Origin of the sequence: Gorillibacterium timonense (assembly GCF_001457415.1) — a bacterium.
Taxonomy (GTDB): Bacteria; Bacillota; Bacilli; order Paenibacillales; family NBRC-103111; genus Gorillibacterium; species Gorillibacterium timonense.
The window spans coordinates 176,508-190,356 of sequence record NZ_LN881720.1; the positions used below are offsets into that span (position 1 = coordinate 176,508).

Genomic DNA, 13,849 nt, shown 5'->3' on the forward strand with positions numbered 1-13,849 from the left:
TCCTGAAACGCGAGCGGGTTTTTTACGTATAGAATGGGAATCGAATTTGCGCAGGGCTGGAACGTGCACGCCTTAACTCGGAAGAGTACGGCGCAGCCGCTTCATCTTGGGCAAATTCTTGCTAGCGGATAGGGAACCTGTTACAATTTCTGTGTACACGCGTTTTTTTTGGAGAGCCCTCCGGGTTTTCTGGTAACTCGCTTCGGGAAACACGTCAGCCGACAGGCAGACCGGCTGTTTGCCCGTGAGGGATGCGGTGCACAGCCATTTTTGCATTTGTGAAAGGGGTACGTCCCATGTTGGGAATGGTTAAGAAGATGTTCGGCGATCAGAACGAGCGCGACATCAAGAAGATGATGAAGACGGTGGAACGGATCAATGCGTTAGAGCCGGAGATCCAAAAGCTCTCCGATGAAGCGCTCCGGGCCAAGACCGAAGAATACAAGAAGCGGCACGCCGACGGGGAATCGCTCGACGATCTCTTGCCGGAAGCCTTTGCTACCGTGCGGGAAGCTTCCAAGCGTACGATCGAAAAACGGCATTTTGACGTTCAGATGATCGGGGGAATCGTGCTGCATACCGGCAAGATCTCCGAGATGAAGACCGGGGAAGGGAAAACGCTGGTCGCAACGCTTCCCCTTTATCTGAATGCATTGACGGGCAAGGGCGTACACCTGATTACCGCCAACGATTACCTGGCTACCGTCGGTGCCGAGGAAATGGGCAAGATCTACACCTTCCTTGGACTTACCGTCGGGTTGAACCTTCATAATATGGACCATGCGGATAAGCAAGCGGCTTATGCATGCGACATCACGTACGGAACGAACAATGAATTCGGCTTCGACTATCTGCGCGACAATATGGTGCTTTACAGCGAACAGATGGTGCAGCGCCCGCTGTACTACGCCATCGTCGACGAAGTCGACTCCATTCTGATCGACGAAGCCCGGACTCCGCTCATCATCTCCGGACAAGCCGCCAAGTCGACCGAGCTTTATATCGCGGCCGACCGCTTTGTGATCCGACTGAAGCCAGAAACGGACTATACCGTTGATATCAAGCTGAAGAGCGTCATGCTGACCGAAGAAGGGGTAGCCAAGGCCGAGAAAATGTTCGGCGTGGACAACCTCTACGATCACGCCCATGTTACGCTCAATCATCATATCACCCAAGCCTTGAAGGCCCACGTCATCATGCACCGCGACCAGGATTATGTCGTTCAGGATGACGAAGTCATCATCGTCGACGAATTTACCGGCCGCCTCATGACTGGCCGCCGTTACAGCGAAGGCCTGCATCAGGCGATCGAAGCCAAGGAAGGGCTGAAGGTGCAGAACGAGAGCATGACGCTCGCGACGATCACCTTCCAGAACTATTTCCGCATGTATCGCAAGCTGGCTGGGATGACCGGTACGGCGAAGACCGAAGAGGAAGAATTCAAGAAAATCTACGGTCTCGATGTCGTCGTTGTGCCCACCAACAAGCCGATGATCCGCAAGGATATACCGGACGTCGTCTATAAATCCGTCGGCAGCAAGTTCCGCGCCGTTGTGAATGAAATCGTCGAGCGGCACAAGAACAACCAGCCGGTGCTAGTCGGTACGGTCTCGATCGAGAACTCGGAGCTGCTGTCTGATATGCTGAAGAAGAAGGGCGTCAAGCACCAGGTGCTGAACGCCAAGTTCCACCGCGAGGAAGCGGAGATCGTGGCTCTGGCCGGTCAGCCGGGTGCGGTTACCATCGCGACCAACATGGCGGGCCGCGGGACCGACATTTTGCTCGGTCCGGGAGTGCCGGAGCTCGGCGGTCTGCATATCATAGGCACTGAGCGGCATGAGAGCCGCCGGATTGATAATCAGCTGCGCGGCCGTTCGGGGCGCCAAGGCGACCCGGGCTCTTCGCAGTTCTACATCTCCCTGGAGGATGAGTTGATGCGCCGGTTCGGCGCGGAGAACATCATGGGGATGATGGAGCGGTTCGGCTTCGAAGAGGATCAGCCGATCGAGAGCAAGCTGGTATCGCGTGCCATCGAATCCGCTCAGAAGCGCGTAGAAGGCAACAACTTCGACGTCCGGAAGGTCGTCCTCCAATACGACGATGTCATGAACCAGCAGCGTAATGTCATCTACAAGCAGCGTCGTGATGTCATCGAGTCGGATAATATCCGCGGAATCGTCGAAGGCATGCTGTACCCGGTACTGGAACGGGCGGTGCATTCCCATTGTCCGCAGGAGCAGATCCCGGAAGAATGGGATTATGAAGGCTTGATCAAGTTCATCCACGCCACCTTCCTGCCGGAAGGCACCCTCACCCGCGACGATCTGTGGGGCAAGGAACCGGAAGAGATGGAAGAGATGCTGAAGGACAAGATCGCCGCCCTGTACAACGAGCGCGAAGAGCTGATCGGCACCGAGCACATGCGCGAGTTCGAGAAGGTCGTTGTACTGCGTGCAGTCGACAGCAAGTGGATGGATCACATCGACGCCATGGATCAGCTGCGCCAAGGCATTCACCTGCGTGCTTACGGCGGTACCGACCCGCTGCGCGAGTATCAGTTTGAAGGCTTCGAAATGTTCAACGAAATGATCGAGAGCGTGCAGGAAGAAGTTGCGCTCTACATCATGAAAGCGCAGGTCGAAGTCAACAACCTGGAGCGTCAAGCCGTAGCGGAAGGGCAGGCGGTTGACCCGAGCGGCGAGCCTGCCGAGAAGCGCCCGGCGAAGCGCGACGAGAAGGTAGGCCGTAATGACCTCTGCCCCTGCGGCAGCGGGAAGAAATACAAGCATTGCCACGGGCAAGCGTAAAGCATAAGGTAAACCAAGAGCGCATCGAACAGGAAAGGGAGGCCTCGGCTTTCCTTTCCTTTCATCGCTTAAGGATAAAAAGGAGAGATCGCGAAATGTTTGATGTAGTAGACGTAAAGCAAGACCTGCGGGAAGTGGCAGGCCGATTACAGAACCTTAGGGGGTCTCTTTGACTTAGATCTCAAAACGGAACAGATTGCCGACTTTGAGGAAAAGATGACCGCACCCGACTTCTGGGACGACAATGACCGCGCGCAAAAGCTGATCGCCGAGATGAACGCGGTGAAATCGGTAGCGGCTGATTTTGAAGCGCTGAATACGGAATACGAGGACCTGGCGACCATGCTGGAGCTGGTGGAGGAAGAGCAGGACGAAAGCATGGTGAACGACCTGCGTCAGGGGACGAAGGTGCTGGTTACCAAGCTGGAAGCCTATGAGCTGCAGCTGCTGCTCAACCAGCCATACGATCGGTTGAACGCGATCCTGGAGCTTCACCCCGGCGCCGGCGGCACCGAGTCCCAGGACTGGGCCGAGCAGTTGCTTCGCATGTACCGCCGCTGGGCGGAGAAACGAGGCTTCAAGGTAGAGGTGCTCGACTATCTGCCCGGAGATGAAGCGGGTGTAAAGAGCGTCACCCTGTTGATCAAGGGATACAATGCATACGGCTATCTGAAGGTGGAAAAGGGCGTGCACCGTCTCGTCCGGATTTCTCCCTTCGATGCGTCGGGACGACGGCACACCTCCTTCGTATCGTGCGATGTCGTGCCGGAGATCGACGATACGATCGACATCGAGATCCGCTCGGAGGATCTCAAGGTCGACACTTATCGTTCCAGCGGCGCGGGCGGCCAGCACATCAACACCACCGACTCGGCCGTGCGGATTACGCACATGCCCACGGGCATCGTAGTATCATGCCAAAACGAGCGTTCGCAGATCAAGAACCGCGAGCGCGCGATGACCATGCTGCGCTCCAAGCTGTATGAGCGCCGCATCGAGGAGCAGAAGAAGGAGCTCGCCGAGATCCGCGGCGTGCAATCCGATATCGCCTGGGGCAGCCAGATCCGCTCCTACGTCTTCCATCCGTACAGCATGGTGAAGGATCACCGCACCGGCGCGGAGACTGGCAACGTCGGCTCCGTCATGGATGGGGAGATCGATTTCCTGATCGATGCCGCACTTCGCGGAGAGATGAATAAGAACCCGGATGACGACCGGGAATAAACATGATCGGCTAGCGAATACCGGATAGGCTTCGGTTTCCAGCCTATAAATCAAACGAACCCCCTTGCCTGCGTAGGCAAGGGGGTTTCATTTGTTTTACACCAATTATTCCGAAGGGGCGGCGTCCTTATCCAGCGAACGCTTCGCTTGGTTTGTTCTTCTCGTAGAACACGGCCGTGGTCGTCCCGATGTAGGGCAGCAGCCAGAGCAGGCCGATCCCGAAAGTGAGCATCGCGAGCAGCATCCAACCGAAGAAGGTGAGCTCCAGGACGAGCAGCTTCCAGGTGAGTCCTTTCATCATGCTCCAGCTGGCCTTGATCGCGCGCCACCCCCGGAGCTCGGGTTTATCCTTAAGCAGAAAGAGGGTCATGCTGGTCTTCAGCCCCACATAAAGCGAAGGGATCAGAACAAGGACAATGAGAATGAGCAGGAAGGCGCCGGTGTTCTTTTCCACGACAGCGGCATCGATCTGGCCGTACGGGAGGATGCCATACATCAGGAATAATACGACAAAACCGGGAAGGGTAGCGACGATCACCAGAAGCGATTGAAGGATTCCCGTCCAGATCACAGAAGTGAAGGATCGGAATCCATCGAACAAATTGGAAAACTGCGGACGATTTCCCCGGGCAATCTCCAGAAAGATCCAGCTCGATCCTACGGTGAGCAGGAAGGTGATGAGCCAGCTGAGAAGGTCGGTGAGAAAGACCAGGTTGTTGCTGGTGTTCTGCAGCAGCACGGATACAACCGCGCTGAACAGAGTGATGCCGACGGCAAGTCCCCATTTGCCCTGAAGAGACGCGAATGCCGCTTGCCGGTATTGTTTGGATGACCATTCCATATAAGATTCCACCTCTGAGGAGAGCAGCTTCTCGATGCTGCAGAATTCAACTGATGTCTATGGTACGTTTCGCGGAAGAGAGGGTTTCAGGATCGATTCGTCTAGTAGAGCCGCGAACCCCCATCTTCCTTTCAAGGAGTTACGAGCGATTTTCCGGGCCTGCGTCAAATTCATTTTATGCCTCTTTCGTATCAAGAATGTATCTTCTTTTACCGGGCCTGATTATGCCGGGAAAACACGCTAAGAGGTTTCCTCTGGCAAGCAGGCATCTAGTATGCAGTCAGCGTATCTAGTGAAAGATTCTCTTTAAAAAGCGAAAGTCCTCCTCGTTTCGACAGCATTTTCGGTACCGAGATGATAGAAAGGATAGGAAGTCGGATTTCCGCCGTCCGCATTGGAGAGGAGAGAACGAAATGAGTGGTTGGGTGATCCTGATGGTGTTCGCGCCGCTAATGCTGATAGGTGCTGTTCCCCTGAGCATGGCTCGAGTGACCAAGAAGTTGGAGCTTGAACGGCTGCCGGACCCAGAGCTTCAGGATAAGCTGCAAAGGATTCATGAGCAGATGGAACTCCAGCCGATCGAGATTGGGGTTTGGAAAGCGCCGGAATCGAACCGCAAAGCGAAGATCTTCTTGACGGGCGGCAGTCCCCGAAGGCTGATCCTCTCCGACGTCTTGTTGGAGCAGGCCTCTGTCGATGAGATTGGCGCGTTAGCTACGCATGAGTTCGCTCATTGGAAGCTGGGGCATCTCAAGATCCGAACGGGAGTCATGCTGCTTATTCTTGGAGTGCTTCTTCCCGTTGTCGCGCTTGGCCTTGTGCCGGCAGAACGGATCGGTTGGCAGGCTCTCCTCACGGCGGCTTTCTTGCTGCTCTATCTGGCGATTCAATTGAAAGGGTTGCGCGGCTGGTTTGAACATGAGGCGGACCGGTACGTTCTGGGGGCTGGTGTACCTGCCGAGACCTATTTAACGGCCCTTGCGGTTATCGAGCAAGGAAGCGGCCGAAATCCCGATTCCGTCCGGCCGTCTCTTGCCGCGCGAATGAAGCGAATCCATGAGTGGAAGCCCACATCGGCTTGAAAGCACGTCCTGGCGGGAATTATGACGCTAAGGTTCGGGGTTGCATACCGGACGTCCGCATGTGCGGGCTTTCAATTCCCTGCCGGTTTCGATTCCTTGTGGCGCATAAGCTCGGATACCGTGACGAAGCGGTACCCGCGATTGGAGAGCTCCGGCAGTATCTTTTGCAGAGCCGCTGCCGTCTGGCTCTTTCCCTCGACGTGATCATGGAACAGGATGATGTCGCCATTGCGCGCATTGGTCAGCACCTTACGGATGATCTTCTCCGTTCCGGGACGGTTCCAATCCTCCGTATCCTGGTGCCAGGACCACAGCACGGTCTTGTAACCGGCCTGCTTCGCTCCATCCACGACAGCTTGTCCGTAGTAGCCTCCGGGCGGACGAAACAGAACGGGCTTTTGCCCGGTTGCGCGCAGGATCGCTTCATCGGTGCGGGTGATCTCGGAGTTCAGAACCTCGCGAGTGATGGGACGGTTGAAATAGCGGTGAGTGTACGTATGGTTGGCGATCTCATGGCCCTCCAACACTTCCCGGGCGGCGAGCTCCGGGTACTGCTCGACTTTTTTGCCGAGGACGAAAAAGGTGGCCTTCGCCTGATACTGGCTCAGAAGGTCGAGAATCAGCGGAGTTTCCTCGGGATCGGGACCGTCGTCGAACGTGAGGGCGATGAGCTTCTCGGTCATCGGAACCTCCCAGACGATATCGCCGCGAGCTTCGTAATAATCGCGTCCTCTGGTTGGAGTGAAGGATGAGCTTGAAGCGGCAGCCGGGGGGAGGCCCGAGCCGATCAGGAGAAGGACGATGACGATCAAGGTGATACTTGTGTAGACACGAGGCTTTGCCCATTTCATGGGGGATTGACACTCCTTTCGAAAATAGCGGTACCCGTTCCCATGCCGATCGACGCCGGTTCTTGTCCATACGATCAAGGATGACAGAGTACTAGTTTTCCCATCGCCGCCTCCTGCATGCCTGACGGTAATTTCCAGATTCCCGTTTCCTCTTTAGGCTAAAGCTATCATCGTGTTTTCTACGCGATGAGGAGGAACGAGTGATGAACAAGCTCGGCTTGGTTTTGGCGGTCGCAATCGGTTTGGGCTGGAGCCTGAATGCGACGGCGGCTGAAAGGAGAAACGCTCCCGAAGGCGAAACGCCGGCATCCGGCAAAGCGGCAGCCATTGTGATCGACGACTTCGGCAATGGGATGGACGGGACGGAGCAGATGATGAATTTACCATTCCCCATTACGGTGGCGGTCATGCCCTTTTTGCCTACGACGGAGAAGGACGCGGAAGAAGCGTATTACAAAGGACATGAAGTGATCGTTCACATGCCCATGGAGCCGTTTACTGGACGAAAAAGCTGGCTGGGTCCCGGTGCGGTCACATGTGACCTGACGGACGAGCAGATTCGCGAGCGGGTGCGGGCAGCGATCGACAATGTTCCGCACGCAGTCGGGATAAGCAATCACATGGGCTCAAAGGCGACGTCAAGCGAACGGGTGATGGAGAATGTTCTCGCCGTTTGCCGGGAGCGGGGGCTGTATTTTTTGGACAGCCATACGAATTATCGCAGTGTCGTCGGCAAAACAGCTCGGAGAATGGGCGTTCAAAGTACCGACAATCAGCTTTTTCTCGATGACGTGAAGGATTCAGCGTTGATTCGCAAACAGCTCCAGCTCTTCGGCAAGCTTGTAGAAGAGCAAGGGACGGGGATTGCCATCGGCCATGTTGGGACAGGCGGCCAAAAAACAGCGGAAGCGGTAAAGGAAGCTCCCCAGGTGATGCCGGGAGTTCGGTTCCTTCGGATGTCCGAAATGTTGAAGATGCGGGGGCTGGAGAACTAATACATGGAGAACGAAAGCGCGGTCAATTTAAGTCGCGTGGATAGGAGCCAGCGAGAGGCCATCGCCGATCGTTACGGGAAGGGTGCGGAAGCAACGGTTTGAGCCGAGCGTACTCGTACGCTGTCAGCCCAGCCCTAATCGTGTGGGTATGAATCGTAGTCATTGGGTAGGGGAAGCTCTACGGAGAGCACGGTTATTAAGCTGACAACATACTTGGTGATACTGGAGGCTCCCCGGAATTATTAGTGAACAAGGCTCTTCTCCCCGCTATCGGGCGAAGGGCTTTATTCGCTGTATGCAAACGATTGATGCAGAAGAGCGGAGGGTGCAAGAGAAAGAATGCGGTGAAAATCACTGTTGTATCGCAATATGCGGCTGGGGAGCCGGGTATGACTTGAAATATAGCATTGAATTATCATGCATAGAAACGTATAATAATACATATGTTTTTGCGATCGGATGGGAAGGAGAGAGGATCATGGCGGAAAAAATCAAGGCTGCCATCGTGGGGGCAACGGGATATGGCGGGGGGGGGCTTGTGCGAATTCTGCTTCGGCACCCGCATGCGGAGCTTTCGGCTGTTGTTTCGTCCTCCTCGGTCGGAGCGTCGCTTACCGAGAGCTTTCCCCACTTGGCAGGTCTGGCTGAGCTGGAGCTCGGTGCCATTGACCCGGAGCTGATCCGCAAGAAGGCGGATGTCGTCTTCACGGCTACCCCTCATGGAGTGAGCAGCACGCTTGTTCCGCAGCTTTTGGATGCCGGGCTCAAGGTGATCGACTTGTCCGGGGACTTGAGGCTGAAGGACGGCGAAGACTATAAGAAGTGGTACGGAAAAGAACCTGCGGCGAATGAATACCTGGAGGAAGCCGTCTATGGGCTTGCCGAGGTAAGCGGGAAGGAAGTGGAGGGCAAGCGGCTCATTTCCAATCCCGGCTGCTATCCAACGGCCACTCTGCTTGGTTTGATACCAGCGCTTGCCGCTGGCTGGATCGATCCCGATTCGATCATCATCGACGCGAAGTCGGGCGTATCCGGGGCTGGGCGCGGCTTTTCGCTTTCTTCGCATTATGCAGAAATCAATGATAACATGAAGCCATACAAGCTGGGCAAGCACCAGCACACGCCTGAGATCGAACAGGCGCTAAGCCTTTGTGCGGGCCGGGATGTAGCCGTCACCTTTACGACTCATCTCGCTCCGATGACTCGAGGAATTCTGAGCACCATGTATGCCAAGCTGACGGATGATCGGACGGTTGAGGAATTCATTGCCCAGTACCGCAGCTATTACGAAGGAAGGCCTTTTGTCCGCATTCGGCCCGCTGGACAGTGGCCGGCGTCGAAGGAGGTGGCCGGGTCCAACTATTGCGATATCGGCTTCTCCGTCGATGAACGGACTCATCGCGTGACCATCGTGTCGGTCATCGACAATCTGGTGAAGGGTGCCGCCGGTCAGGCGGTGCAGAATTTAAACCTGATGATGGGCTGGGAAGAGACTGCCGGTCTGGAATTCTCGCCGTTGTATCCTTGAACTCGTGCTGATCGAACAGCGGAATCTATGAAATGATAGGAATGGTGCGAAGCGTTATGAATTCATCCTTTGTTGTTCTCCCTGGTGGGACTATCACCACGCCCAAAGGCTTTCAAGCCGGAGGACTGCATGCCGGTCTTAAGAAGACCGAGCGCCGCGACCTCGGCATTCTCTACTGTGAGGTTCCGGCAGCCGCTGCAGCGGTCTATACCCTGAACGTGTTCCAAGCGGCGCCGCTAAAGGTAACGCGGGACAGCATCGCGGCAGGGGCTGGCAAGCTCCAGGCGCTGGTCGTCAACAGCGGCAACGCCAACGCCTGCACGGGCGAGCAGGGTGAAGCCGATGCCCGCGCCATGCGGCACCTCACCGCCGACGCGCTCAGCATCGCCGAGACATTGGTCGGCGTCGCCTCCACCGGAGTGATCGGCGAGCCTTTGCCGATGGCGAAGGTGGAGCGCGGCATCGCCGGGCTCCCGGCCGCACTGGCCGCGAACAGCGGCGATGATTTCTGCGAGGCGATCATGACGACCGACCTCGTGCAGAAATCGCTTTGCGTTCGCGTCGAGACCTCGGCCGGACCCGTTCATATCGCGGGAGCGGCGAAGGGCTCCGGCATGATCCATCCGAATATGGCGACGATGCTCGGCTTCATCACGACGGATGCTCTGGTGACGAGCGCCGACCTTCAAGGCCTGCTCTCGGAAGCGACGGATGCTTCCTTTAATATGATCACCGTGGACGGCGATACGTCTACCAATGATATGGTTGTGGCAATGGCGAGCGGACTTGCCGGCGGCAGCGAGCTTCATCCTGGACATCCGGACTGGAAGGCATTTGCCGACGGCTTCGGCTATGTGGCGGAGTACTTGGCCAAAGCCATCGCTCGAGATGGCGAAGGCGCGACGAAGCTGGTGGAAGTGCATGTGGCCGGAGCGGTGAACGAAGCGGCGGCGCGGGCCATCGCCAAGACGGTCGTCGGCTCCAGCCTGGTCAAGTCGGCCTGCTACGGAGCGGACGCCAACTGGGGACGTATCGTGGCGGCTGTCGGCCGGGCCGGTCAGCCGGTCAATCCCGATACCGTGGATGTCCGCCTGGGAGATTTTCTCGTCCTGGAGGGCTCCCGTCCCGTTCCGTTCGATGATCCGGCGGCTACGGAGTATTTGAAGGGAACCGAGGTTCAAATCGTGGTCAACCTGCACATGGGCACGGCCAGCGCCACCGCCTGGGGCTGCGATCTGACCTATGAATATGTACGCATCAATGCGGCGTATCGGACTTAAGCCGGAGGAGGCCTGTTTGGATGGGCGGAACGATGGAACAATCCTTTGTCATCAAATGCGGCGGGAGCACGCTTGCGGCGTTGCCGGATTCTTTCTATACGGATTTGCGGCTCCTGCTTGAAGAAGGCTGGTCACCGGTCATTGTGCACGGCGGCGGACCGGCGATCAACGAGACCCTGACGAAGCTGGGGATTGAAAGCCGCTTCGAAGGCGGGCTTCGCGTGACGAGCGAGGAAGTGCTGGACGTGGTGGAGATGGTGCTGTCCGGCAAGATCAACAAGGAGATCGTCCGCAGGCTGCAGGCGGCGGGAGCTCCGGCCGTCGGGCTGTCCGGCGTGGACGGCGGTCTGATCGAGGCGGTTCCCGTGGAAAATGCGGACCGGGTCGGCCTCGTGGGCGATGTCGTCAGCGTCAACGGAACCTTGCTCGGAGGAATCGCCAAGCTCGGCTACATTCCGGTGGTGTCTCCGGTCGGGCTCGACGCGAATGGAGCGGGGCGCTATAACATCAACGCCGATACCGCTGCGGGCGCGGTCGCTTCGGCGCTCGGTGCAGCCAAGCTGATTGTCGTGACGGACGTGCCGGGCATTCTAAAAGAAACGGAAAAGGGCAAGCAAGTGATTCCGGAGGCAGCGGAAGCGGATATTCGCGCGATGATCGCTTCGGGCGAAATCTACGGCGGAATGATTCCGAAGGTCCAAGCCGCACTCGCCTGCCTAAACGGCAATGTACGCGAGGTCGTCATCGTCGACGGCTCCGTCCCGGATGTTCTGCGACGAACTTTGCTCGCCGGAGATACCGGAACCCGAATTGTTCGCGACTAACAAAAACCATGAAATGGAGTGAGAAGGATGGCTGAACCCGTAAGTGCGCTTTTTAACACGTATGCCCGTTTTCCCATTACCCTAGTGAGAGGCGACGGAACGAGGTTGTATGATGATACTGGCAAGGAGTATCTCGACTTCATGGCCGGACTCGCGGTGACCAGTCTCGGGCATGCCCCGCAGGTGGTCAAGGAGCGTCTCGTGGCCCAGCTCGACGAGCTGTGGCATTGCAGCAACCTGTTCAGCCATCCGAATCAGGAAAAGCTGGCGCAGCTGCTCACCGAGAACAGCAGCGCGGACGCCGTATTCTTCTGCAACAGCGGAGCGGAAGCCAACGAAGCCGCCATCAAGCTGGCACGGCGCTATCATTCGAAGGTGGTCGGCACTGGGAAGTTCGAGATCATCACCTTCCACCAGTCCTTCCATGGGCGCACGCTCGCCACGCTGACGGCGACCGGGCAGGACAAGGTGAAGGATGGGTATTTGCCGCTGCCGGAAGGCTTCGTTCATGCCCCCTTCAATGATGTAGAAGCGTTGGAGGGCTACATCACGGATAAAACCTGTGCAATCATGCTGGAGATGATTCAGGCGGAGGGCGGAATCCTGGAGGCGGAGCCTGCATTCGTCCAAGAGATCGTGCGGCTGTGCAAGAAGCATGACCTCCTGCTCATCGTGGACGAGGTGCAGACGGGGATGGGGCGCACGGGCAAGCTGTTCGCTCACCAGCATTATGGTATCGAGCCGGATATCTTCACGCTCGCCAAAGCGCTCGCTAGCGGCTTCCCGATGGGGGCCATGCTCGGCAAGGAGAAGCTGAAGGCAGCCTTCACGCCGGGCAGCCACGCCAGCACCTTCGGCGGCACGCCCATCGCTACTGCGGCGGCAATCGCTACCGTCGAGACGATGCTGGCCGATAAGCTGCCAGAGCGTGCGGCTGAGCTGGGCGATTACCTGATCGGCAAGCTGGAAGAGAGCTTGGCCGGCAACGCCTACGTGAAAGTGATTCGCGGCAAGGGACTTATCATCGGCATCGAATGCGCAGCTCCGGTCGCGGAGGATGTGGCGGCGATCCACAAGCAGGGCCTTCTGGTCGTATCGGCGGGACCGAACGTGATCCGGCTTCTGCCGTCGCTCATCATCACCAAGGACGACATCGACCAAGCGGTTGAGATCATCGCAGGTGTGCTCGCTGGACACAAGACGGTGGCAAGCGGCGTTTAAGGGTCGGCACAAGCCTAATCTGATGGTAGGGCAGGGCAAGAAGGCCATAGCGCAGACACACGATTAGGGCTGACAGCGTACGGGGAGCAGTTGTACGGTGCGGTTTTCAGCCCAGCTGCATGAGTCATTTTGCGCGATTGGACGATGCGAGCGGATCCTTTTCGGATACGGGTCTTTCGGAAGAGAGGAACCGGAGCTTTTTTGATAACTAATCATTCTGTACAATAGAGGAGCGGAACTGTCGCATGATAGCGGACCAATTGGAATCCCTCGGCATGAAGGGGCGGGATTTTCTCGGCCTCGCCGACTATACGCCGGATGAGATCCGGAAGCTGATCGATCTCGGCATCGAGCTGAAGAACTTGAATAAGGCGGGGAAAGCGTACCGCCCGCTTGAAGGCAAGACCCTCGGCATGATCTTTGAAAAATCGTCGACGCGCACCCGGGTTTCTTTTGAAGTGGGGATGTACCAATTGGGCGGGCATGCGCTGTTTCTGTCTCGCAACGATCTGCAGATCGGACGAGGCGAGATTATTTCGGACACGGCGGGCGTACTCTCTCGTTATCTGGACGGCATCATGATCCGCACGTTCGCGCATCAGATTATTCTCGATCTGGCGGAGCATTCCTCCGTTCCGGTCATTAACGCACTGACGGACTATTCCCATCCTTGCCAGGCGCTCGCGGATTACATGACCGTGCTTGAGCACAAGGGCAAGCTCGCCGGGCTGAAGATCGCCTTCATCGGCGACGGTAACAACATGGCCCACTCCTTGATGATCGGCGGCGCGAAGCTCGGGCTTCATGTAGCCATTGCTTCTCCGGACGGCTATCTGCCTGATGCCGGGGTGCAGCAGGATACTCGTGCGATCGCTGCGGAAACGGGCGGCTCGCTGCTCGTGACTGAGGATGCGCGGGAAGCGATTGCCGATGCCGATATCGTCTACACCGATGTGTGGGCGAGCATGGGCTTTGAAGAAGAGCAGAAAATTCGCGAGAAGGCCTTTGCCAATTATCAGGTGAACGAGGAGCTGGCGAAGCTCGCGAAGCCGGATTATGTCTTCCTGCACTGCCTCCCGGCCCATCGGGGCGAGGAAGTGAGCGCTGGCGTGATCGACAGCAAGCATTCGATCATCTTCGATGAAGCGGAGAACCGGCTGCACGCGCAGAAGGCGATTATGGCCGCTCTCATGTAG

Annotated in this window: 11 protein-coding genes; 9 read left to right on the forward strand and 2 right to left on the reverse strand. The window is 57.1% G+C overall.

Annotated features, from left to right (window positions below):
• The first annotated feature begins 296 nt into the window (after window positions 1–296).
• Both secA and prfB read left to right on the forward strand, forming a co-directional pair.
• Window positions 297–2,807, forward strand: coding sequence for a preprotein translocase subunit SecA (secA, locus tag BN2684_RS01330; RefSeq protein WP_058300379.1), 2,511 nt, complete (start codon window positions 297–299; stop codon window positions 2,805–2,807).
• Window positions 2,808–2,902: 95 nt separating this feature from the next.
• Window positions 2,903–4,031 (forward strand): peptide chain release factor 2 gene (gene prfB / locus BN2684_RS01335; protein WP_187385735.1). Its coding sequence is split into 2 segments (ribosomal slippage): window positions 2,903–2,977 and window positions 2,979–4,031, totalling 1,128 coding nucleotides; the frame shifts between segments, so codons are not numbered across the junction.
• A gap of 127 nt (window positions 4,032–4,158) precedes the next feature.
• Here the strand turns inward: prfB and BN2684_RS01340 are convergent.
• Window positions 4,159–4,872, reverse strand: a complete 714-nt coding sequence (locus BN2684_RS01340; protein ID WP_058300381.1) for a DUF975 family protein — start codon at window positions 4,870–4,872, stop codon at window positions 4,159–4,161.
• Window positions 4,873–5,285: 413 nt separating this feature from the next.
• Between BN2684_RS01340 and BN2684_RS01350 the strand changes: the two genes are divergently transcribed.
• Window positions 5,286–5,954, forward strand: coding sequence for a M48 family metalloprotease (locus BN2684_RS01350; protein WP_058300383.1), 669 nt, complete (start codon window positions 5,286–5,288; stop codon window positions 5,952–5,954).
• 71 nt (window positions 5,955–6,025) lie between these two features.
• Here BN2684_RS01350 and BN2684_RS01355 read toward each other — a convergent pair whose 3' ends face one another.
• On the reverse strand, window positions 6,026–6,805 hold the full coding sequence (locus BN2684_RS01355; protein ID WP_058300384.1) for a polysaccharide deacetylase family protein: 780 nt from the start codon (window positions 6,803–6,805) through the stop codon (window positions 6,026–6,028).
• A gap of 203 nt (window positions 6,806–7,008) precedes the next feature.
• Here BN2684_RS01355 and BN2684_RS01360 point away from each other — a divergent pair, with 203 nt between their 5' ends.
• The 6 genes from BN2684_RS01360 (at window position 7,009) to argF (ending at window position 13,849) form a co-directional block, all read left to right on the forward strand.
• Entirely contained in the window at window positions 7,009–7,800 is a 792-nt protein-coding gene (locus BN2684_RS01360) for a divergent polysaccharide deacetylase family protein (protein ID WP_058300385.1), read from the forward strand.
• Between the two features lie 478 nt (window positions 7,801–8,278).
• On the forward strand, window positions 8,279–9,328 hold the full coding sequence (argC, locus tag BN2684_RS01365; RefSeq protein ID WP_058300386.1) for an N-acetyl-gamma-glutamyl-phosphate reductase: 1,050 nt from the start codon (window positions 8,279–8,281) through the stop codon (window positions 9,326–9,328).
• 56 nt (window positions 9,329–9,384) lie between these two features.
• On the forward strand, window positions 9,385–10,608 hold the full coding sequence (argJ, locus tag BN2684_RS01370; protein WP_082651677.1) for a bifunctional glutamate N-acetyltransferase/amino-acid acetyltransferase ArgJ: 1,224 nt from the start codon (window positions 9,385–9,387) through the stop codon (window positions 10,606–10,608).
• A gap of 32 nt (window positions 10,609–10,640) precedes the next feature.
• Complete coding sequence (gene argB / locus BN2684_RS01375; RefSeq protein WP_058300528.1) at window positions 10,641–11,432, forward strand: acetylglutamate kinase; 792 nt, start codon at window positions 10,641–10,643, stop codon at window positions 11,430–11,432.
• Between the two features lie 27 nt (window positions 11,433–11,459).
• Entirely contained in the window at window positions 11,460–12,653 is a 1,194-nt protein-coding gene (locus BN2684_RS01380; RefSeq protein ID WP_058300388.1) for an acetylornithine transaminase, read from the forward strand.
• A gap of 245 nt (window positions 12,654–12,898) precedes the next feature.
• Window positions 12,899–13,849 (forward strand): ornithine carbamoyltransferase, encoded by a 951-nt coding sequence (gene argF / locus BN2684_RS01385; protein ID WP_058300389.1) that lies wholly within the window; start codon window positions 12,899–12,901, stop codon window positions 13,847–13,849.